At 69.0% G+C, this 21,927-nt stretch carries 17 protein-coding genes; 12 read left to right on the forward strand and 5 right to left on the reverse strand.

Translation table 11 applies throughout. The features are described 5' to 3' along the window. Nucleotides 1–128: 128 nt before the first annotated feature. Nucleotides 129–899 carry an exodeoxyribonuclease III gene (xth, locus tag ABOD76_RS01155; protein WP_350240797.1) on the reverse strand — a complete coding sequence of 257 codons (771 nt, stop codon included), beginning with the start codon at nucleotides 897–899 and terminating at the stop codon, nucleotides 129–131. A 335-nt stretch (nucleotides 900–1,234) separates the two neighbouring features. Between xth and ABOD76_RS01160 the strand changes: the two genes are divergently transcribed. Both ABOD76_RS01160 and ABOD76_RS01165 read left to right on the forward strand, forming a co-directional pair. Beyond that, nucleotides 1,235–1,702: an HNH endonuclease gene (locus ABOD76_RS01160; protein ID WP_350240798.1), complete on the forward strand. Its 468-nt coding sequence runs from the start codon at nucleotides 1,235–1,237 to the stop codon at nucleotides 1,700–1,702. A 212-nt stretch (nucleotides 1,703–1,914) separates the two neighbouring features. Further along, nucleotides 1,915–3,255 (forward strand): deoxyribodipyrimidine photo-lyase, encoded by a 1,341-nt coding sequence (locus tag ABOD76_RS01165; RefSeq protein ID WP_350240800.1) that lies wholly within the window; start codon nucleotides 1,915–1,917, stop codon nucleotides 3,253–3,255. Nucleotides 3,256–3,353: 98 nt separating this feature from the next. Here ABOD76_RS01165 and ABOD76_RS01170 read toward each other — a convergent pair whose 3' ends face one another. Both ABOD76_RS01170 and ABOD76_RS01175 read right to left on the reverse strand, forming a co-directional pair. Next, the gene (locus tag ABOD76_RS01170; RefSeq protein ID WP_350240801.1) at nucleotides 3,354–3,959 is read right to left on the reverse strand and encodes a hypothetical protein; all 606 of its coding nucleotides are present in this window, start codon (nucleotides 3,957–3,959) and stop codon (nucleotides 3,354–3,356) included. A gap of 229 nt (nucleotides 3,960–4,188) precedes the next feature. Further along, the gene (locus tag ABOD76_RS01175; RefSeq protein ID WP_350240802.1) at nucleotides 4,189–5,592 is read right to left on the reverse strand and encodes an FAD-binding oxidoreductase; all 1,404 of its coding nucleotides are present in this window, start codon (nucleotides 5,590–5,592) and stop codon (nucleotides 4,189–4,191) included. A gap of 185 nt (nucleotides 5,593–5,777) precedes the next feature. Between ABOD76_RS01175 and ABOD76_RS01180 the strand changes: the two genes are divergently transcribed. From ABOD76_RS01180 to ABOD76_RS01195, 4 genes are all read left to right on the forward strand, one after another. Continuing rightward, entirely contained in the window at nucleotides 5,778–7,103 is a 1,326-nt protein-coding gene (locus tag ABOD76_RS01180; RefSeq protein ID WP_350240803.1) for a multicopper oxidase family protein, read from the forward strand. 90 nt (nucleotides 7,104–7,193) lie between these two features. Continuing rightward, on the forward strand, nucleotides 7,194–8,060 hold the full coding sequence (locus ABOD76_RS01185; RefSeq protein WP_350240804.1) for a hypothetical protein: 867 nt from the start codon (nucleotides 7,194–7,196) through the stop codon (nucleotides 8,058–8,060). Nucleotides 8,061–8,231: 171 nt separating this feature from the next. After that, nucleotides 8,232–9,089 carry a carboxypeptidase-like regulatory domain-containing protein gene (locus ABOD76_RS01190; protein WP_350240805.1) on the forward strand — a complete coding sequence of 286 codons (858 nt, stop codon included), beginning with the start codon at nucleotides 8,232–8,234 and terminating at the stop codon, nucleotides 9,087–9,089. Between the two features lie 29 nt (nucleotides 9,090–9,118). Further along, nucleotides 9,119–10,615: a hypothetical protein gene (locus ABOD76_RS01195; RefSeq protein WP_350240807.1), complete on the forward strand. Its 1,497-nt coding sequence runs from the start codon at nucleotides 9,119–9,121 to the stop codon at nucleotides 10,613–10,615. Here ABOD76_RS01195 and ABOD76_RS01200 read toward each other — a convergent pair. Then, nucleotides 10,498–14,046, reverse strand: a complete 3,549-nt coding sequence (locus ABOD76_RS01200) for an ATP-binding protein (RefSeq protein ID WP_350240809.1) — start codon at nucleotides 14,044–14,046, stop codon at nucleotides 10,498–10,500. The genes ABOD76_RS01195 and ABOD76_RS01200 overlap by 118 nt on opposite strands. Before the next feature lie 111 nt (nucleotides 14,047–14,157). Here ABOD76_RS01200 and ABOD76_RS01205 point away from each other — a divergent pair, with 111 nt between their 5' ends. The 6 genes from ABOD76_RS01205 to ABOD76_RS01230 all read left to right on the forward strand — a co-directional run bounded on the left by ABOD76_RS01205 (nucleotide 14,158) and on the right by ABOD76_RS01230 (nucleotide 20,678). Then, nucleotides 14,158–14,385, forward strand: a complete 228-nt coding sequence (locus tag ABOD76_RS01205) for a hypothetical protein (RefSeq protein WP_350240811.1) — start codon at nucleotides 14,158–14,160, stop codon at nucleotides 14,383–14,385. Nucleotides 14,386–14,465: 80 nt separating this feature from the next. Next, a complete protein-coding gene (locus ABOD76_RS01210; RefSeq protein ID WP_350240812.1) occupies nucleotides 14,466–16,340 on the forward strand; it encodes a hypothetical protein in 1,875 nt (624 codons plus the stop codon). Nucleotides 16,341–16,406: 66 nt separating this feature from the next. Further along, entirely contained in the window at nucleotides 16,407–17,162 is a 756-nt protein-coding gene (locus tag ABOD76_RS01215; protein ID WP_350240813.1) for a carboxypeptidase-like regulatory domain-containing protein, read from the forward strand. 35 nt (nucleotides 17,163–17,197) lie between these two features. After that, on the forward strand, nucleotides 17,198–17,716 hold the full coding sequence (locus tag ABOD76_RS01220; protein WP_350240815.1) for a hypothetical protein: 519 nt from the start codon (nucleotides 17,198–17,200) through the stop codon (nucleotides 17,714–17,716). 662 nt (nucleotides 17,717–18,378) lie between these two features. Further along, nucleotides 18,379–19,260, forward strand: a complete 882-nt coding sequence (locus ABOD76_RS01225) for a hypothetical protein (RefSeq protein WP_350240816.1) — start codon at nucleotides 18,379–18,381, stop codon at nucleotides 19,258–19,260. A 125-nt stretch (nucleotides 19,261–19,385) separates the two neighbouring features. Further along, nucleotides 19,386–20,678 carry an FAD-binding protein gene (locus ABOD76_RS01230; protein WP_350240817.1) on the forward strand — a complete coding sequence of 431 codons (1,293 nt, stop codon included), beginning with the start codon at nucleotides 19,386–19,388 and terminating at the stop codon, nucleotides 20,676–20,678. Between the two features lie 123 nt (nucleotides 20,679–20,801). Here ABOD76_RS01230 and ABOD76_RS01235 read toward each other — a convergent pair whose 3' ends face one another. Then, on the reverse strand, nucleotides 20,802–21,734 hold the full coding sequence (locus ABOD76_RS01235; protein ID WP_350240818.1) for an NAD-dependent epimerase/dehydratase family protein: 933 nt from the start codon (nucleotides 21,732–21,734) through the stop codon (nucleotides 20,802–20,804). Nucleotides 21,735–21,927 lie beyond the last annotated feature (193 nt).

Here is a 21,927-nt window from a genome sequence, read left to right on the forward strand (position 1 = left end):
TCATGGAACGGCCGCATGTGGTGGGATGTACAGCCGCCGCAGGGCGCATCACCAGGTCCTGGTCAGAAGCCCGCGCCCTGGGATGGACATCAGGCTGCTGTGACACACAGGCCAAGAACACCACACACTCAAGCCAGGTCGAAATCCGCCAGGACCGGGGCGTGGTCGCTGGGGCGCTCATGTCCCCTGGGGCCTGGGTCCACCACGCAGGCGCGGCAGCGCCTCGCCAGTTCAGCCGAGACCAGCACGTGGTCAATGCGCAGGCCCAGGTTCCGGCGGAAGGCCACCGCGCCGTAATTCCACCAGCTGAAGACCTTTGGAGGCTGGGGAAACAGCCGGAAGGCATCCTGCAAACCAACGTCCAGCAGCGCAGCGAAGGCCCGGCGCTCCGGCGGGCTGACCAGGACCTGGCCGGCCCAGCGTCTCGGGTCGTGCACATCCTGATCCTCAGGAGCCACGTTCATGTCGCCCATGACGACCAGGCGCGGATGCACACTCAGCTCCTGCTGAAGCCAGTCCCGTGTGGCGGCCAGCCAGTCCAGCTTGTAGCGGTACTTGTCCGAGTCCACCTGCTGACCATTGGGAACGTAGAGGCACACCACCCGCACCCCACCGATGGTGGCCGCGAGTGCGCGCCGCTGTTCGTCCTCCAGGCCAGGGACCCCGCGCTGCACGTCCTCCATCGGTGTGCGAGACAGCAGGGCCACTCCGTTGTAGGCCTTCTGACCAAACCAGGCGCAGGTGTACCCGGCCTCTTCCAGCGCGGCCTGGGGAAAGCGCTCGTCGGGCAGCTTGGTTTCCTGCAGGGCCAGGACATCCGGCTGGTGCTGGTTGAGCCAGTCCAGCACCTGAGGCAGGCGGACGTTGAGCGAATTGACGTTCCAGGTGGCCAGGCGCATACGTACCGGTATACCGTGTCGGCCATCCAGAAGCGCATCCGAATCCGTGAAGCCAGAACCAGACTCATCAGACGGAGTGCAGGGATGTAGGGTCAGACCGTCGCCTGCACCCGACCCGCTTCACCTCTGTACCGAGCGCCAGACCCTTATCGGTCAGGGCGCATTCAGCACGCAAGGAACTCATAGGTCAACACCCTGCTGGGCTTTTGGCGGTTCGGGACGTGCGGCCCAGACGCGGGCGGACGCGGCATGCGTTTTCGCGAAAGGTCGTCTTCCTGGGATCACCTGGGGTGCAATCCCACCCCCGCGCCTGCGGCCTCTGCCACACTTGAGTCATGATGGAGCCGCGCCTGACCATTGAGCTGGTGCCCTCCACCAGCTGGTTCACCAATGTCCGCTCTCTGGTGCCGCCAGAAACATGGGACCGTTTGCGGAAAGCGACGGCCCGGGCCGCGGGGCACCGCTGCGAGATCTGCGGGGAGCGCGGTCCAAAATGGCCGGTGGAATGCCATGAGCGCTGGGCCTACGACGAGACGACGCGGGTGCAGCGGCTGACCGGGCTGATCGCGTTGTGCCCCAACTGCCACCGGGTCAAACATTTCGGGCTGGCACGGGTCAACGGTGAGCAGGAGCAGGCCGGGCAGTGGCTGATGCACGTGAATGGCTGGACGCGGCGGCAGGCGCACGCCTATGTTCAGGCGGCATTCGCGGAATGGGAACGGCGCAGCGCCGGCCCCTGGGAGGTGGACATCCGCTGGCTCAGGCAGGTTGACCCAGAGGCTTTCGCGAACCGTGACAGGTGAAGGCAATGGCGGCTGCACGCACATCGGGAGAATGCACCCTGGACCCAACGAACGTGGAGTCAGAAGGACCGTAGTTGACCGGTCTCAGGCTGAACCCAAGTCATCAGCTGCAGCAGGTACAGGCAACCCGCCCGGCCTCCTGTTCTTTAATCTGAGAGGCGCGCAGCATTCCTTACCGTCTGCCCCCGCAGCTCCACGGTAAAACCAGAGCCATGATTCAGCCGGAACGGGTGGTGGCGCTGCGGCCGGGAGAACCGGGGCGGGGCGGCTTCGTGTTGCTGTGGGTGCAGTCCAGTGTGCGGACCCGAGACAACCACGCTCTCGAGTACGCCGCGGGCGAGGCCAGGCGGCTCGGCGTGCCCCTCGCCGCCGTGTTCGGTCTGAATCCCGGCTACCCGGAGGCGAACGCGCGGCACTTCCAGTACCTGCTTGAAGGCCTGCGCGATCTGAAGGTGGGCCTGGCCGCCCGGGGAATCCCGCTGGCCGTGCGGGTGGGCCACACCCCTGATGAGGTGTTGAACGCGGCCCAGGGGGCGTGTCTGGTCGTCACGGATCGCGGCTACCTTCGCGTGCAGCGGCAGTGGCGTGCGGAACTCGCCGGGCGGCTCGCCGTGCCCTTCATTCAGGTCGAGTCGGACGCGGTGGTGCCGATCCGCACGGTCTCCGACAAGCAGGAATTCGCCGCGCGGACCATCCGCCCGAAGATTCACCGTCTGCTGGACCGCTTCCTGGTGCCGCTGGACGTTGAGGACGGGGCGCAGGGCCATCCGGACTGGGACCCGGGGTTGGATGTGGGTGACCCGGCCCTGACGGTGCGGGCCCTGGGCGTGGACAACAGCGTTTCTCCGGGCGAGGAGGAGGGCGGTGAGGTGAAGGGCCTGCAGCGCCTCACGCACTTCGTCACCCGGCTGCTGCCGCGCTACGATGCTGGACGGCGCGACCCCAACGTGGACGGCGGCAGCCGCCTGAGCGGGTACCTGCATTACGGTCACGTCTCTCCCCTGACCGCAGCGCTCGCGGCACGCCAGCACTCAGACGGGGGCCCGGGCCTGGACGCGTTTCTGGAGGAGATGATCGTGCGCCGGGAACTCAGCTTCAATTTCTGCGAGTTCAATCCCATGTACGACAGCTACGACGGTCTGCCCACCTGGAGTCGCGAGGCGCTGGAACAGCACGCCGCTGACCCGCGCCCGGTGCTGTACACCCGTGAGCAGCTGGACGCCGCGCAGACGCACGACCGCGCCTGGAACGCCGCGCAGACCGAGATGGTCCGCACAGGCCGGATGCACAACGCCCTGCGGATGTACTGGGGAAAAAAGATCCTGGAGTGGAGCAGTACCCCCCGCGAGGCCTACGACCGGGCGCTGTGGCTGAACAACCGCTACGAACTCGACGGCCGGGATGCCAACTCCTACGTCAGCGTGGGGTGGCTGTTCGGCCTGCATGACCGGCCGTGGGCCCGGCGGCCGATCTTCGGCACGGTTCGGTATCTGGCCGAAAGCGGGCTGAATCGTAAATTCGATACGGACGCGTATGTCCGACGCTGGTCATGATGGCGGAGAACCCGGACGTCCTGCGGGCCCCACCCTGGGAACGTCTGTCGTGCGTGTTATCCAGGGTTCAGTGGCCCAAGTTCACCTACCACGCCCGTTCAGAAGCGCTGCAGGGCCTGCTCACCGCTGACCGCACCGGTCCGCTGAGGCTCGGTGCGCCACACCTGAAGCTGACCGTGCTCGTCCAGCCGGTGGGCACACACGACGGCGTAGCCCTCGAATTGCCGGAGGGCGAGGCCGTCGAGTTCCACCTGATCGTAGAAGTTGGCGAGGTTCAGCCGACGCGTCAGCGTGGGCGAGATGCCGCCCTGATGCGCGAAGGCGTAGATCACCCCGCAGGACCACGTTGACATCATCGCGCCGAGTTCGCAGGCGGCCAGATCGTGCCGCTCGGTGGCTACGAGGTCCAGGCCCAGGCCAGCCGTCACGGCGGCTTCCGACCAGCCGGCCGCAGGATGCCGCCGGCCGGCGAGGCTGTCCTCGTCGAACTGGCCGGGCGTGCCGTGCCACTCGGTCTGCCCGGTCCGGAGGGTGTAGTGCGCCTGCTGCAGGTCGGCGCTGTCCTGAAGCGCCAGGCCCAGGGTGCCGCGCCTGTGCAGCACCTGTATCTGCGCGAAGCGCCGGTCCCGCCGGGCGAGCTGGTCCAGGGTGAGGTGCAGCGTGAATTGCGGCGGATGCGGAGCGTACAGGATGTGAAACGACATGAGGTCTCCTGCCGGAATCACCGGACTGGAGAACGCAGGCCAGGGTGGAGCGGCCTGACCGCGTTCGGAGGCAGGGGCCGCCCTCCACTGGGCGGCCACCGGACGATCTCGCAGACCACGCGCCCCTGCGGCGGTCAGTCGGGGCACAGCTCCACTGTAGCCCCGAGGAAGGGAAAGCGGCTTAACGCTGTGGAGGTCAAGCCGCCGTGCTGCTGGGGGGAGAGCCGGATCAGGGCCGGACGTTGGCGTTGCGGGCGAACATGTTGTGCGGGTCGAGCTGCCGCTTGAGGGCCGCGAGCCGGTCCAGGGCGGCCGCGCTGAACACCTCGCCGACGCGGCCTTCCTCGCCCACGCTCAGGAAGTTGCCGTAGGTGCCGGCGGCGTGGGGGCGGGTGGCGGCAAAGATGGTCTCGGTGGCCTGGGCGGCCGGTGCGGCGGCCTCGGCGGGCACGTCCAGCGGGACCATGTGGGAGATCATCAGCAGGGCCGCCTTGTCGCGGTGGGAGAAGGCCGTGCTGCCCGCCGGAATGCGGGCCAGTTCACCGCCCAGCACCCGCAGCTGAATCCCGGTGCCGGGGCTGAAGACCTCCGTGACCCCTCCGACCAGCGCGTCGAGGAAGGCGTCGTCCACCTGCTGCACGAACTGAGAGCGGACGAAGTGCCGGAAGCCGTGCTCTCCGGCCTGGGCGTACAGCGGCAGCTTCAATATCCCGCTGTACGGCATGGGCGCCACCAGATCCAGGATGCTCGGCGCGAGCTGACGCAGCGGCGCCAGCACCGCCTCGCCCGCCTCCGGGTCGCCGCTGTAGCACATGGAGACGGCGAACAGCGGCTGCCCCACCGCCTCGGCGGGAATGAACGGCAGCGGCGGCGCGGCGAACAGCAGCGCCTGAGTCGAGAGCTCGTCGGGGGCGGCGGCGGCGATACGGGCGTACTCGCCCAGCAGCCGTCGGGCATCAGTACCGTCGAAGATCACGATACCGCCCAGAACCGTGCCGCCCGGGTGCGCCTCGAACTCGTAGCGCGTGATGATGCCGAAGTTGGCGCCGCCGCCGCGCACGCCCCAGAACAGTTCCGGGTGCTCGTCGGCGCTGGCCCGCAGCAGCTCTCCCTCGGCAGTCACCAGGTCCACCGCGCGCAGCCGGTCCACGGCCAGGCCGTGCTTGCGGACGAACCAGCCGATGCCGCCGCCCTGGGTGAGCCCGCCCACGCCCACTGTGGGGGTGTCGCCGGCCGTGATCGCCAGGCCGTGCGGCTGCAGGGCGTCGGCCACCTCGCCCCAGGTGAGGCCCGGTTCCACCTGCACCCGGCGGGTGGCCGGGTCGACGGTGAGGCCGGTCATCTGCGAGAGGTCAATCACCAGACCGCCCTCAACGGTGCCGAACCCTGCCGGGCTGTGGCCGCCACTGCGAACGGCGACGGGCAGCGCGTGACGGCGGGCGAAGCGCACGGCCTCCGCCACATCCTGCGCCTGCAGCGGACGGACGATGGCGGCCGGGTGCAGATCCACGGCGCCGTTCCAGACTTGCCGGGCTTCCTGGTACCCGGCCGATTCCGGCGTCAGGACCTCGCCCATCAGGGCGGCGGCGAGGGGGCGAAGGTCAGGGGTGGACAACTCGATCATCTGGGTCATAGGGGTCTCCTGTTCACGCTCTGGGCGTGGTGAGCAGACGGTACGGGCGCCAGCCTGATTCGGGCGTGATTGACCGGCGACGGCCAGCACCAGCGCGCTCCGCACGCAATCAGGACCCAGTCACGGCGTCCCCCCTACGCTGCCGGCGTCTGGGAGCCTGCACCGCTCCCGCAAAGGAGCCGCCTATGTTCAACGTTCGTCTGCCGTCCCGCCTCGCGTGGGTCACCCTGCTGGGCGCGCTCACCATCAGCGCCCCGCTCGCCCACAGCACGCCGGCCCCCAGCGACCTGCGCCGTCAGGTCATGCAGCAGTTTCTGGAGCGCCGCGAGGGCACCGTGCCGCTCTCGGAAGCCACGCGCGGCGTGCACAGCTTCACCCTGGAGGTGCACAAGATTCGGACCGAGATCGCGCCGGGCGTGAGTGTCGAGCAGTGGGCCTTCGGCTTTCCCGGCCAGCCGGCCACGGTGCCGGGGCCGGAGTTGCGGGTCCGGCTGGGCGAGGAGGTGCGCATCACGCTGGTCAACACCCACGACCAGCCGCACGCCCTGCACCTGCACGGCATCACCAGCCTCGCGCAGGAAATGGACGGCGTGCCGCACACCAGCCACGAGCTGCTGCCGGGCCAGAGCTTCACCTACTCGTTCGTGGCAACCGAGGCCGGCACCTTCGCCTACCACTGCCACTTTCAGACCAACGTGCACCTGGATATGGGCATGTACGGCGCCCTGATCGTGGAGGACCCGGAGCATCCGCACCCGTGGACGCAGGAGCACACCCTGATCCTGGACGAGTGGGACAGCCACCACGACCCGGCGAAGCTGCCGTACGTGCCGCACTACGACGAGTTTCTGGTGAACGGCCACTCGTTTCCCCTGATTCCGCCGCTGCAGATTCCGCCGGGCCGTACCGATCTGGTGCGCTTCGTGAACATGGGTGCCGAGCCGCACAGCCTGCACCTGCACGGCACCAGTTTTCTGGTGATCGCCAAGGACGGCCACGACCTGCCGGCCCCCTACGTCGCCGACACCCTGCCGATCCTGCCCGGCGAGCGCTACGACGTGCTGGTCAAGGGCCGCGACGGCACCTTTCCGTGGCATGACCACAACAGCAACGCCAACACCACCGGTGGGAACTACCCGGGCGGCATGCACTTCGATGTGGTGGGGGGGCCGGCGCTGCGTGCGGACGGCACCCCGGCCCCCCAGCAGGACCACGACCACATGGGCATGAGCATGCCGGCCACCGAGGCCACCAGCAGCGCCGTGGTGGCCATCTCGAACTTCGAGTTCAGCCCCGAGGCGGTCCACATCAAGGCGGGCGGGAGCGTGACCTGGGAAAACCACGACAGCGTGGCGCACCACGTGGTGGTGACGATCAACGGCCAAGAACAGCAGCAGGAACTGCCGCCGCACGGCCACACCACCATCACCTTCCCGCAGGCCGGGACCTTCACGTATCACTGCCTGCCGCACCCGTTCATGACCGGCACCGTGCAGGTGGACCCCAGCTGACGCCAGCTCCAATCACGCTGCAATCAGGGTGCACTTTCTACCGTCTGAGGCATCGGGGCCACCACCGCCCCGGGACAAGGAGCACCGACCATGACGAACATCAAGCTGATCCGCACCACCCTGGCCCTGACCCTGACCACCCTGCTGCTCGCCCCCGTTGCCCAGGCGCACCAGGGCACCATGCCCGCCACCGTGCAGGTGCAGGGCAAGGACTACAGCTTCGGCAGCCCCAAGACCCTGCCGACCGGCTGGACCACCTTCGAGTTCAAGAATGACGGCCAGGAACCGCACCACATGCAGCTGGTGCGCCTGCCGGACGGCATGACCCAGGACACCTTCCTGGCCAACCTCAAGCAGAACGAGGGCGCCACGCTGGCCCAGGTGGACATGGTGGGCGGTGTGGGCGTGCTGATGCCCGGTCAGTCGCAGCAGATCACCCTCAACCTGACAGACCCCGGCACCTACCTGGAACTGTGCTTCGTCCCGGACGCCAAGGGTGTGCCGCACCTGGCGCTCGGCATGGTGAGCGCCGTGCAGGTCACCGCGTCCCAGGCGGCCAGCGCCGAACCGCCGCACGCCGACCTCAAGGTCAAGCTGCAGGACTTCGGCTTCGAACTGCCCAAGGGCGCCACCATCCACGAGGGCACCCAGGTGTGGGAGATCGAGAACGTCGGGCCCGAGGGGCACGAGATGGCCATCCTGCAGATCGCGCCCGGGAAAACGCTCGATGACATCAGCAAGTACGTCGCCAGTCCGGAAGGCGCGCCCCCGTTCATCTTCGCCGGTGGAGCGCAGGCGGTCACCTCGGGGCACACCTCCTACGCGCAGCTGAACCTGAAGGCGGGCAATTACGTGCTGGTGTGCTTCCTGCCCAGCCCCACCCACAAGGGCATGCCGCACATGGCGCTCGGCATGGTCCGGCCGTTCACGGTGGAGGCGGGCAGCGCGGCGCACTGAGCTCCGGCACGCCGGGTCACCCACGCGGATGAGGGCCTGCGGTAAAGGCGCCCCCGCAGGCGGCACCCACACAGCACACGAACTGACGCCGCCCGGGATTTATCCCGGGCGATCCGCCCCCGGCCAGCGGTCGTGGGCCGCACCGGATGAAGCCGGGACGAGAGGAAGGCTATGAACAAAGCAGCAGTGATCGGCACGATGTTGGTCCTGGCCCTGGCCGCGTGTGGCGGAACCACCTCCCCGGTCAACGCCGGGACCGGCAGCGGCACCCCCGGGAAGACGGGCGGCGACGTGGGCGGAGGCAACCCCGGCGGGACCGGGGGCGGATCCACCGAGGCGTGGCGGGTCAAGGGGACGGCGGTGGACACCCAGGGGAGGCCCCTGGAGGGCACCCAGGTCTGGATGCTTCCGGCCGTTCACGCCGGCGTGGTGGAGGTGCATACCGACGCCAAGGGGGAGTACGAGACGCCCGAACTCACCGACGAGCCGTACCAGGCCTACGCGTGGCAGAAGGTCAGCTACCACAACCAGACCTTCTGCCTGCGCCTCGCGGCGGCCACTTCGGAGCAGTACAAGGTGTTCTCGCCCCGGGACGGCGTGATCCGCAACTTCAGGTGGCAGCTGAGCGGCGTGATGCCCGACGCCAACCGGGACAACGCCTACTTCGGCGCGGAGGTCCGCCTGATGAATGGGTACTGGGACGACACCAACGCCGTACCGCTCACCGCGGTGGTGGAGGTGACACTGGTGCCGGACGGCCCGCTGATCGACGGCAGCGCCGGCAAGACCATCGTCAAGACCACCACCTACGACGACGGGTTCGTTTACGACGTGCCGGTCGGGCACTACCAGGTCACGGCCACCGAGGTGCGCCCGGACGGCACCCGCGTTCCGCTGGTCCTGAACCCGGTGAGTGGCCCGGAGCGCTACCGCGCCACGCTGGACTTCAAGGCGATCACCGGCCCCTGCGGCGGGTACGGCGGCAGCAACGGCGTCGAGCGGGCCTTCATTCACATCGCGCGGCCCTGAGCTGTGCCCACCGGAGGAGACAAACCCCCATGCGCATGTCGTTCCTGATCGCCACCACCCTGATCCTGCTGAGCGCCTGTGGAGGGGCGCCGGGCGGTGGTGCCTCCGGCCCCCCGACCCCGCCGCTTCCCCCGACCCCCTCGCCGGTCGGCACCCCGCTCGGTGCCGCCACGACCGCCACCATCGGGGCCGCCGGCGGCAGCCTGAGCCTGCCGGGCAACACCGTCCGCATCGACATTCCGGCCGGGGCGCTCAGTGCCGACACCCAGGTAGGCATTCAGGAGATCAGCGACACCGCGCCCGGGCAGCACGGCCATGCCTACCGCCTGACGCCGGAAGGCACCACCTTCGCCAAACCGGCCCGCCTCACCTTCAGCTACACCGACCAGGACACCCTGAATTCGGCCCCGCAGGCGCTGAGCATCGCCTACCAGGATCACGCGGGCGTGTGGCAGATGTACCGGAAACCTGCCCGGGACCTGGCCGCCCAGACCGTCTCGGTCGAAACCACGCACTTCAGCGACTGGTCGATGGTGCAGGGGGTTCAGCTGCTGCCGCTCAAGGCCACCGTGCGGGTGGGCGAGGCGCTGGCGCTGCGGGTGGTGCACTGCGACCAGCCCCCGCAGGACGAGGACGACCTGTTCGTCCCGCTGCCCGGGACCGCCAAAAATGAATGCGGGTACGCTCTGGCCTCTCTGACGGCCCGGAACTGGGCGGTCAATAGTGCGGCGGGCGGCAACAGCAGCGTGGGGACCGTCTCGGCCACCGGTGCAACAGGCGACGGCACCGCCCAGTACACCGCACCCGCCACCCGGCCTCCCCGCAACCCGGTGGCGGTGACGGTGGATGTGGACGACCCGCTGGACGGTCCGTTCACGCTGGTGTCGAACGTGACCGTCACGGACAGTACCCCCCAGTGGCAGGGCACCGTGACGTACACGGAAAGCGGTAGCAAACCGTGGAACGTGCAGAGCAACTTCGTGGGCTCCGGCATGGAGACTTTCAAGCAGGTGCACACCTACAAGGTGGTGGGCGTGAAGGAGGTGGACGGCCCCAGAACCACGCTGATCTTCGAGCAGCAGGGCGAGGCCGAGTACACCGACAACGGCAGCATCGAGAAGCAGGTGTACTCGCAGTGCGTGGTATTCGGGCCGGTCATCCTGCGCTACGACACCGTGTACCAGAAGGCGATGCAGATGGCCGGTTCGGTCACGCATCAGGCCGAGGAGGACCTGCACATCGACGACGGCCAGTACAGCCTCTACGTGTCGGGCGAGGACATCCCCATGAAGGGCCAGGAAAAGGTCACGTCGTACACCAAGTACGGTTGCACCACCACGGTGGACGACAGTTCGTACGTCAAACCCTGGAACTACCTGCAGGGTCCCCAGGATGCCAAGATCGAGGGTCACATAGACCCGGCGCACCCCGACACCCTCACCGGCGGGTACGACGCCACCAGCAGCATGCTCGGCGTGTCCACACACATCCGGGTGGACTGGAACCTCCACCGCAGCAGCCCCTGAACGCCGGCCAGGCCCACCACCGCGGCGCGCTCCCAGACCTCGGAGCGCGCCGCGGTGGTGAGCTTCAGCTGCCGGTGGGGACGTCGGGCCTCCGCCCCGGACGGCTGCAGGCTCCGCCAGGCGTGCTCCACGAAGCGCGTGCAGTGCTCGGGCGGCACGTCCTGCTGGGCCGTGCGCTCGACCCAGGCCCGGAACGCGGCCACCGCCTGCTCGCCCCGGTCCGGGTCGAGGGCCCGCGCCACCCGCACCCGGACCACCTGCCATTCCAGCAGGCTGATGACGCCAGCGGGCCCGTCCTCTGGTCCCCGCTCCCACGGCTGGGGCGGCAGGCCCAGGTCCAGCCGGGCGGCCTGGAGGCGCGCCTCGGCCGCGCTGGCCACCCCGTGCAGCCCCTGGGTCCGGCCGGCCTTCAGCACCGCCTCCAGCAGCGGCAGGCGCTCCTGCGCCGGCAGCAGGGCCGCGCGCGCGAGATCCAGCCGGGCATTCCAGTACAGTCCACCGGCCGGAAGGCGTTCGGCTTCCTGCAGGGCGGCCTCCACCTGCTCCCGGCTGCCCAACTGGATCAGCAGGCTCAGCACCAGCACCCGGGCGTCGGGGCGCAGGTTGGGTGAGCCGGGCAGCCGGGCCAGCAGGGCGAGCGCCTCGGTCCGGGCCTCCTCGTGCGCGCCGAGTTCCGCGAGCAGCGTGGCCCGGCCCGCCTGCAGCTCCGGCGCCCAGACGTCCGCATGCATCACGTCCATCTGCAGCGCTTCGTCCAGCGCCTCCAGCGCCTGGCGGTAGCGTCCCTGGGCGTGGTCGCAGGACGCCTGCCCCTCCAGCAGGAAGAGTCGCTGGGTGGCCATTCCGTTGCCCTGATCGAGCGCGGCCGCCATGCGGCCCAGGGCCTCCCGGGCCCCATGCACGTCACCGAACCGCAGCAGCCCGGTGGCGATTTTCTGGGTGCAGGCCGCCACGCCCTGCAGGTCGCCTGTCCGGCGATACAGCTCCTCGCCCGCCTCGGCATGGCGCCGCGCTTCCTGGGGCCGGAACGCGCCAAGGTACAGCGCCCACAGGTCGTGGGTTTTGGCCTGCAGCGCCGCGTCATTCAGCGCGTTCCCCACCTGGAGCATGCGCTCCAGCCACGCCGACGGGTCCGGGTCGTAGCCCCGCTGGTAGCTGCTGAACACCAGCAGTTCCAGCAGGTCCGCCTCCAGCCGCAGATCACCGGCCTGCACCGCGCACGAGAGCCCCATCTGCGCCACGGCCATGCCCTGCGCCGCCTCACCCCGCATCAGGAAGGTGGCGCTGTGGATCCGGTGCGCCAGGGCCTTGTGGCGCGGCGTGCGGGCCCGCTCCTGCATCGTCTGTGCCAGCGTGCCCACGGTCTGGTGATCTTCCAGATAAAAGAGCTTCTCGCCCTGCTGTCCCCACGCCTGGAAGGCGGCGTCGGCGTCGCCGGCCGCCCAGAACGCCTCGCCCGCCTGACCCAGGTTCTGGGCAGCGGTGGCATTCAGGTACCGCGCCTGGGCCTGCTCGGCCGCCTTCAGCCACTGGGGCGCGGCCTGGCCCGGCTTGCCGCCCTCCATCCAGTGCTGGGCGATGCGGGCCGGGTGGCCGCCCTGCCCTTCGAGCGCCCGCGCCGCGCCCCGGTGCAGCAGCGGCCGCACCGAGCCCGGGACGCTGGCCAGGACCGTCTCATACACCAGGTCATGCGAGAAGCGCTCACCCGACACGAGCTGGGCCGCGTCCAGTTCCTCCCAGGCGCCCAGCAGGTCGAAGAGCGGCGCGCCCAGCACCTGCGCCACCAGCTCCACGTCGAAGTCGCGCTGCAGGATGGCCGCCGCGCGCGCCGCCTGCAGCGCCGGCGTGGACAGCAGCGACAGACGGCGCTCGATCAGCTGACCTACCTTGGGCGGCAGCGGCAGCCGCTCCGGCAGTCCCCGCTCCAGCTGACCGGTCTCCAGCAGGTGCCGCACCGTTTCCAGCAGGAACAGCGGATTGCCGCCGGTGTGCTGCCGCAGCCGGGCGCGCGCCTGCGGGTCGGGCGGCACGCCCAGGTCGTTCATCAGCTGCTCGCTGCCCTCGTCCGGCAGCGGCTCGATGTCAATCACGATGCCCAGCCCCTGCCCGACCAGATGCAGAATCAGCTGCTCACTTTCGAGGGCCACCTCGTCGCGCCGGTAGGTGATGATCATCGGCGGCAGCTGGCCCTCCACGCCCTGCGGCAGCGGCGTGGTCCACATGAAGGCGCCGTCCTGGTTCGAGTCGTAGTCGTAGAACTGCCAGTCGTCGACAAGTGTGGCGGCCAGGTGGCGGGTGCGCTCGGTGAAGAAGACCTGCATCGCCTGACGCAGCCGCAGCACGTCGGCCTCGCTGCTGAGGGGCGTCAGCACCTCGCCCGGCTGCGCCAGTTCCGGCAGCACCCGGGCCATCTCGCGGCGCACCCATTCCTGCAGCGGCACGTCCGGAAAGCGTTCCAGAACGGTGCGGGCGTTGCGGGCGGACGAGGCGAAGGGAACGTCGGTGTCGCCCGGGCGGCCGCCGTACACGATGTAGTCGCCCCGGCTGGCGGCGAAGTCCTGGGCCAGCCGCGTCTTGCCGGACCCGGGCGCCCCCCGGATGTAGATGAACCGGACCTGCCCCCACGCCGCCTCCAGCTGCGCCCACTCGCGCTCGCGGCCCACCAGGTGGGGCGGGCGCTGCACGGCGAGCGGCAACGCGACCGGGCGCGGCGCGGCGGTGACCGGCACGGTGCCGCGGTCGATCTCGCGGGCGAGCTGCACCGTCGCGGGCAGCGGGTCCACCCCGAACTCGCGCCGCAGCACCTCCTTGCATTTCTGGTAGGCCCGGAGCGCCGCCGGACGGTCGCCCGACACGTAGGTCAGGCGCATCACGTGGCGCCAGGCCTCCTCCGACACCGGGTCCAGGTCCAGCAGCGCGCGGGCCAGGGCCAGCGCCTGGGCCGTGTCTCCGTCCCGCTCCACCCGCGTCATCTCGGCCCGCAGCGCGCCGAGGCGCCACTCCTGAAGCTGCTCGCGCTGCGCCGTGATCCAGTCGTCGAGGTCCGGGCAGTCGTCGTAGTTCAGGTTGTGCAGCAGGGTGCCGTCCAGCTTCAGCAGGTCCGAGACGTGGCCCTGGGTCAGCAGGGCGCGCGCCTGCGCGGCGTCCACCTGCACCTCCGGCGCCAGGGACAGCTCATCGGTGCCAATGATCAGCTCGTGGCCGGTGGCGAGGCGCAATTTGCGCAGCATTTGCGAGAGGTTGTTGCGGGCCGTGGCTTCCGGCGAATCGGGCCACAGCAGCCCCACCAGCCGCGAGCGCGAAGTGGCGCCTTCCAGCGCAAGGTATGTGAGGCAGGCGGCCAGCTTGCGTTCCAGCGTCGTTTCCGGCAGGACCGGGCCGCTCAGCCGGACCTGTCCCAGTACCCGGAGGCGCCACCCTGGCGTGTCCATGAGGCCTGCATGATAGCACCTGCGCCGCCACAGCAGGCCCAATCAGGGCGGAATCACGCCCCTTTCCCTACGCTCTTCCGACACTGACAACCCGGTGTCGGAGGTCTTGCAATGAATGAATCCCGGCGGCTCCAGGCCACCTCAGAGCACGAAGTCTTTCTGTTGCGCGTCTGGTACGAGTTTGACGGCTCGCTTCCGGTCTGGCGCTCGTCGCTGCTGCTCCCCCACGACCCGCAGCGGCGCTATTTCGCGACGCCGGGCGCGCTGATGCACTTCCTGGGTCAGCACGTGCTGACCCAGTCCGCGTCCATCGCCGAAGCGGCAGGCATCGAGCCGTGAATGCGGGCACTTCGCCCGAATCACGGGCGAATCAGAGCGCTTTTTCTACCGTACGGAAGCCAAGAGGCAAGGAGGAAGTTATGCGAAGCATTCAGATCATCAGTGCGGTGCTCCTGACCGGAAGTCTGGCCGCGTGCGGTGGGGGCAGCCCCACGCCGGGCACCCCCACCATCCGGACCATCGAACTCACGCCGGCCACGGCGAGCGTCGCGGTGGGCCAGAACGTTTCGCTCACCGCCATCGCCAAGGACCAGGCCGGTCACACGGTGACCGGCGTGACCTTCAGCTGGAAATCCAGCAGCGAGACGGTGGCGAAGGTGGCGGGCGGCGTCGTGACCGGCATGACCGCCGGCACCGCCAACGTGACGGCCAGCGCGAACGGCGTGACCAGCGCGCCCGCCGCCATCACCGTCACCCAGGCCCAGCCGCAGAGCAGCTTTGACCTCACGCTCTCGCAGGACCGCCTCCCGGTGATCACCGGGACCAGCGCCACCCTGACTGTGACCGTCACCCGCCTGAACGGCTTCACCGGCCCGATCACTCTCAATGCCAGCAACCTCCCGGCGGGCGCCAGCGCCGCTCCGGTGACGGTCGCGGCCGGTCAGACCAGCGCCACCGTCACGGTGAGTGCGGCGGCCAACGCGGCGCACTCGCAGCCCACAGCCGTGACCCTGTCCGGCAGCAGCGCCGGCGTCCCGGCCGTGAACAAAACCGTCACCGTCACGGTGCGCGGCCCGGCCGGCAGCCTCGACACCACCTTCGGCACCCAGGGCATCGCTGTGACGCCGGTGGGCGCGGGCGAGGACGTACCGTACGCCATGGCCGTGCAGCCGGACGGCAAGATCGTCGTGGCGGGCCGGGTGGCCGGCACTGTCTCGGACGACTTCGGGGTGGTGCGCTACACCCGTGACGGGGCGCTGGACCCGACCTTCGGCGCAGGCGGGAAGGTGCTGATCGACTTTGAGGGCCGCTCCGACATCGCCCGGGCCGTGGCCCTGCAACCGGACGGCAAGATTGTGGTGGCGGGCAACGCGACGACCGGCGCGGGCGAGGAACGCTTCGCGGTGGCGCGCCTGAACAGCGCCGGCACCCTCGACGCCAGCTTCGGCACCGGCGGCCGCGTCGAGACCGCCTTCCCCGGCAGCAGCGCAGACCGGGCCTACGCCGCCCTGGTCCAGCCGGACGGCAAGATCGTGGTGGGCGGACAGGCCAACCTCGCCAGCAACACCTCCGGGGTGGACTTCGCCCTGGCCCGCTACACCGCCACCGGCGCGCTGGATGCGGGCTTCGGGACCGGCGGTCAGGTGCTCACAGCCATGACGGCCGGCAGCGGCACCGAAGCCATTCACGCGCTGGCCCTGCAGGGCAGCAAGATCGTTGCCGCCGGCGGCGAGGGCGACTTCCGGGTGGCCCGCTACACGGCCGCCGGCACCCTGGACGCCAGCTTCGGGACGGGCGGCAAGGTGAGCGCCGTGTTCGGTGCCGGCAGCATCGGGGTGGCGAACGCGGTGGTGGTGGACGCCCAGAACCGGCTGGTGCTGGCCGGACAGAGCCAGAACGACACGGCCGCCGCCCGCCTGACCGAGAACGGAGCGCTGGACGCCAGCTTCGGGGAGGGTGGCAAAAAGGTCATCGCCATCAACGCCGACAACTGGGACGCTGCCAACGGGCTGGCGATCCAGAGTGACGGCAAGGTCGTGCTGGGCGGCTGGGTGTACGGCGTCGGCTCGCAAAGCAACTTCACCGTGACGCGCCTGACGGCCGGCGGTCAGCCGGACGGCGGCTTCGGCACCGGCGGCACCACCGTCACCCCGGTGGCCACCGGCATCAAGCAGGACGAGGCGCAGGCGCTGGCGCTGCAGCCGGACGAGCGCATCCCGGCCACCCGCATCGTGGCGGCAGGGCTGCGGCAGGACAGCAACCAGGACTTCGCCCTCACCCGCTACTGGCCCTGAAGCCGCGCCTGGGGGCGGGCAGCGCCTGCCCCCGCCCTCACCCCCAATCCAGGAGAACCGATCAAGATGCACAGACGAATGCTCGCCCCCCTGCTCGCCCTCTCAACCGCCCTGGCCAGCGCCGGTGCGGCCCCCGGCACCGTCCAGGGACAGGCCCTGGACACGCACGGAAAGCCGCTGGCCGGCGTGCAGGTGTGGATCAAGCCGGTGGTGACCACCGGAGTCGCCGAGACACTCACCGACGATCACGGACGGTACGCGGTGAGCGGCCTGCCCTCCGTCGGGTACCGCTCCTACGCCTGGCTGCAGGCCCCCTACAAGGGCAAGACCTTCTGCTACCGCCTCGCCCAGCCGAACACCGCCGATTACAACGCCTTCAACCCCAGGGACGGCCTGACCCGCAACTTCAAGTGGCAGCTGTCGGGCCAGATTCCCGGCGAGGAGCCGTACAGCGACCTGGGGTATTTCGGGGGCAGCCTGCCGCTGATGTCCGCCTTCGGGCAGGCCCGGTGGGCCACCCAGAACGATGAGATCGAGCTGCAGCTCACCCCCGTCGGGCCCTTGATCGACGGCAGTGCGGGCAAGGCGATCACAAAGACCGCGCCGGCACGCGGCATGGTGCTGGACGTCCCGATCGGCACGTATCAGGTCAAAGCCACCTTCATCAGCGCGAACGGGAAGCGCGAGGCGCTGCAGGTCTCGGCCTTCGACGGCGACTACTCGGCCAGCGCAACCGTGAACTTCAAACCGTCCGGCGACATCTGCAAAGGCACCACCGGCGGCGCGCCGGGCCGCGCCTACGTCTACTGGAAATTCCAGTAATTGTTCCTCCCCCTTCCCCACTCAGGAGACCCACCATGAACCGATTTTCCCTGTTGACCCTCGCCCTCGCCGCCCTTTCAGTGGCGTCCGCCACCCGCCTGCCCAGCAACCTGGAACCGTTCGAGACGAAGCACGTCTGTGTGGGCCGCGCCGAAGTGCAACTGCGCGGCAAGGCAGACGACAAACTCGGCCAGGCGGCCCAGGGCATCATGAACCAACTCGCGAGCTCCATGAAGCTCAATCCGGACGGAGAGAACTACACGGCCTGCCCCGCCTGGCTGTATTTCAAGGTGGACGCCGGAAACAATGCGGACGGTGGTCTGGTCTACTCTGCCAGCCTGAGCCTGGTCACGCCCAAGGTGGACACCAAGGCCCTCGGGAACCTCAAGGACGAGTCCTTCGACTATGACGGTGGCTTCGAGTACGTGACGCTGTGGAGCGATACCGGCTACAACACCGCCGCCTCCATGGACAACCTCAGCTTCAAACTCAGGGCTGAGGTGGTGGCCCAGATGGGCGACTTCACGGCCGACTGGAAGAAGGCCCACCAGTAACGCCACGCATGTGGAAAGGGAGGAGGTGACGTCTGTTCACAGACCGTCCTGACACACGGTGCAGAACATGTCCTGACCCTAGGGAACCCTCACCCCACCGAAGTTCCACCGCCACCCGGGCCGCCACCGCCCGGGTGGTTCCACACTGGGGAAACGAGGACACGGACGTCTAGGCGCCCACCACCAGACTCAGCCCCAGGGCACGACCGGGATGCTTCAGGATGAAGCGAAGCGTAACAGCGGACCCGCCACTGAGTCCCTGTGAGCCCTGATGTTGTGTCGATCACGTGCGAAGTGTGGAGCAGTCCTGCTGAATTTCACCCGGCCCCTGACGGGTGCAGGGCGCACGTCTCGGTGCCGCAGAAGCCTGATCCTGGCGAGTTCTGCTCAACCTGGCCTCCAACCGGGCGAATGGGTGCCGAGCGAACCGCCCGTCCAGGCCAGCCGACTCGGGTCGTTGCACGCCTTCGTTCGGCTGAACCTCACGGAGGCCAGCCCGAGACGGGCCGGCAGGTTCGAACGAACGATGTGCCGGGCCCTCTGCCCCGCTTACCTTGACCTCAAGCCGGGCGGCAACCGGCCAACCGGCGAGAGCGGATCCCTGCCGGCCGCGCACCCTGACCCTGCTGCTGTCGTTGAGCGCGTGTGGCGGTGGCAGCGGCGTGACCCATCTGCCCGGTCCAGGTGGAGATCCGGCCCCGGGCGTCTGCAGCACGCCCGCGAGGGCCGCCAGCACGTCGCCCGGTCCGTCCGCTCCCGGTGTGCTGGACCCGGCGCTGATCGGGGTGTGGACGAACGTGGACGACACCCTGGAACTCTCGCTGCTGAAGGACGGACGCGCCTTCGTGGTGAACACCCGACCCGGCGCCGGCGGTGTGGTGGGCGGTGAACCCGGCATCTGGCAGATTCAGGACCACAAGGTGGCGTTTCAGTGGCTGGTTTCGGGCACTGAGCGCGAGACCTACGAGGTGAGCGGCGAGCAGATGACCTTCGCCGGCTGGATGCACCTCCGGCGAACCGAGAGCGAGGCGAGCAGTACCTACAGCCAGCGCTCCGCCGCTGCCGGAGCGGAAGCCCGGACATGGCAGGAGCATTATCCGGTTGGGCCAGCGATCGTCACTGCTGTGAAGGACGATCCGCATCCGGACAGGGTCTGCGCCGGCGCGAAGGTGTACGCCGGGGAGGGGCTGGACGTCGAGGACCTGACCATCCTGACGGCGTACTCCACCGATCCCTACCAGGTGGTGCACGAATACAAAACGTTCCAGGCGACCGAGTTCGTCCTGTTGCCGAACGGCCGGTACAACCACACGGTCGTGCTGCCCAAAGGCCTGGACACCAACCTGCAGCCGACCTACGACACGACGGTCACCTGGGGCCAGTACGCGGTGCAGCCGGGTCCGGCGCTGGAGGGTGACGCGGTTATCTTCACGGGGGACGGTGGCGGCTCCGAAACCGTGAAGGTGTTGAGTGGGCGGCGCTATATGTACCAGCCATCCAGCGACATCCTGTACCGCAACCAGCATCCCAAACCGGGTCCATGAAGTCTGCGCTGCTGCCAGGATCAGACCGCGCCCAGCGGCCTCCGTCATTACCCTGGGAACTGTCGCACTCCGGAGGAAGAGCTAGCATGACCGCATGCAGCGGATGATGGGAAGGCGCCTTGCCGATGGCTGAACGCAACTGGGGCGGCAACGTCACCTATCACGCCAGGGACCTCCACCGGCCCCGCACGCTCGAAGATGTGCAGGCGGTGGTGCGGCAGGCCACCGCTCCGCGCCCGCTCGGCACGCGTCATAGCTTCAACACGCTGCCCGACACGCCGGGCGAGCTGATCTCGCTCGAACACCTCAACCGCGTGCTGGCCCTGGACCCCCAGCGCCGCACGGTGACGATTCAGGGGGGCGTCCGGTACGGTGAGCTGGGCCGGTACCTCCACGACCACGGCTTTGCCCTGCCCAATCTCGCGTCGCTCCCACACATCAGTGTGGCCGGCGCGTGCATGACCGGCACGCACGGGTCCGGCGACCGGCAGCCGTCGCTGGCCGCCGCCGTCCGTGCGATGGAACTCGTGACCGCGAGCGGCGACATCGTGCGCACATCCCGCGAACAGGAGGGCGACCGCTTTGCCGGCATGGTCGTGTCGCTCGGCGCTCTGGGGATGGTGACCGAGCTGACACTCAACATCGAGCCGACCTATCAGGTGCGCCAGGACGTCTATGAGGGCCTGCGTCTGGCCGAGGTGGAACGCCACTTCGATGAGGTGATGTCGGCGGCGGACAGCGTCAGCCTGTTCACCACGTGGCAGGACGAGGTCTTTCACTCGGCGTGGCTCAAACGCCGGAGCACCCCGGACACACCGGTTCCCCCGGTCTGGTTCGGCGCAGGGCGGGCCACCCAGGAACACCATCCGATTCCGGGCCTGGATGCGGCGAGTTGTACGCCGCAACTGGGCGTGGCAGGCCCATGGTTTGAGCGTCTTCCTCATTTTCGTCTCTCGCACACCCCCAGCAATGGGGAGGAGGTCCAGAGCGAGTACCTGCTGCCCAGGGAGCACGCGACCGCAGCATTGAGGACCCTGTTCACGCTGGGCGAGCGCCTCTCCGGACTGCTGCTCGTCTCGGAGGTCCGGACCGTGCGGGCCGACGACCTGTGGCTCAGCCCCGCCTACCGGCGCGACAGCGTCGCGGTGCACTTCACGTGGCGGCGTGACGAGGCGGCGGTGCGGCGTGTTCTCCACGAGGTGGAAGATGCGCTCGCGCCATTTGAAGCCCGTCCACACTGGGGCAAGGTGTTCGTGACCCCGCCTGAACGGCTCCAGACCGTGTATCCCAGGTTGCCCGATTTCCGGTCGCTGTGCAACGATCTCGACCCGCACGGCAGATTCCAGAACGCATTCCTGCAGGCCGTGATCGGCGTGCCTGCCGCAGACAGCTCTGCAGTGTCAAGCCTGCGACGCTGAGTGGGGCTACCGAACACTCGGCCTCCACGCGTGCAGCGAGGCGATCACGTCGGCCGTTCCAGGCTGCCTTCCGCCCGACCGGTTCTGGTCCCGCTGTTCAACTCACTCTTCCCCAGGCCCCGGTTAAGCCCTGGCGTTCGGGAGCGACTGCAGAAATTCCTGGATCGCCTGACGCACGGGCGTGTAGCTCAGACCGAGGTCCCGTTCCGCCCGGTCGCTGCCGAAGCGAAAGCCGGCCGCCAGATGCCGGGTGCTGCTGCGGCTGACGTCCATCGCGGGAGGCAGGCCGGTCAGACGTTCCAGCAGCGTGAAACTCTCTCCGCTGAGATGAGCCAGCCGGTCCGGCAGGACCACACGAGGCGCCGGCACCCCGGACAACTCCGCCACCAGGGCCACGAACTCCCGGTTGCTGAGGAACTCCCGGCCGATCAGGTACCGTTCACCCACCGTGCGGTTCAGGGCCGCGGCACGCACCACCGCCTGCGCCACGTCGTCCACGTGCACATAGGTGAAGCCGCGTGCATCGAAGGCCCGCACCGGCTGACGGCGACGCACCAGGCGGCGAATCCAGGCGCCCGTGGCGTTCGGGTCACCGGCGCCCAGCACCCCACCCGGGTACAGCACGACCACCGGCAGACCGTGCCGCTGGTAGGCCCACACCACCTCGTCGCCCTCATGCTTGGTGCGCCAGTAGGCGTTCGGATGAGGGCCGACCCGGCTCGTTTCGGTCAGGGGCTGGTCCGGCGATCTACCGTAGCTGACCCCGGAACTGACGTGCACCACCTTCCCGACGCCCGCCTCCAGCGCGGCCTGCATCACGTTGCGGTTGCCCTCGACATTGACCGCGCGGTAGACCTGCTCGTCACGTTCGTGCAGCGAGTAGTGGTTGGCCAGATGCACCAGCCAGTCCGCGCCACGCATGGCGTCGGCCAATCCTTCCGGCCGGGTCACGTCGGCCTGCACCAGCTGAACCCCCAGCGCCCGCAGATGGTGGGCGCGGTCGGGACGGCGAACCAGCGCCGTCACGGTATGGCCCGCCTGGAGGAGGCGCAGCACTACGCGAGAGCCGATGAAGCCAGTGGCTCCAGTCACGGCAACATGTCGGGGGATCGAATTCGTCATCAGGGTCCTCAGTGAAGTGGACAGGCGTGCAGGGTGGGTGGCGGGATGGTCCGCGGATGAGCGGAAGACGTCGGGTTCCGGTTCGGGGCTCCCGCTGACCTGACGGGATGATAAGCAATAAATTGGG

Source organism: Deinococcus sonorensis KR-87 (genome assembly GCF_040256395.1).
Classification (GTDB): Bacteria; Deinococcota; Deinococci; order Deinococcales; family Deinococcaceae; genus Deinococcus; species Deinococcus sonorensis.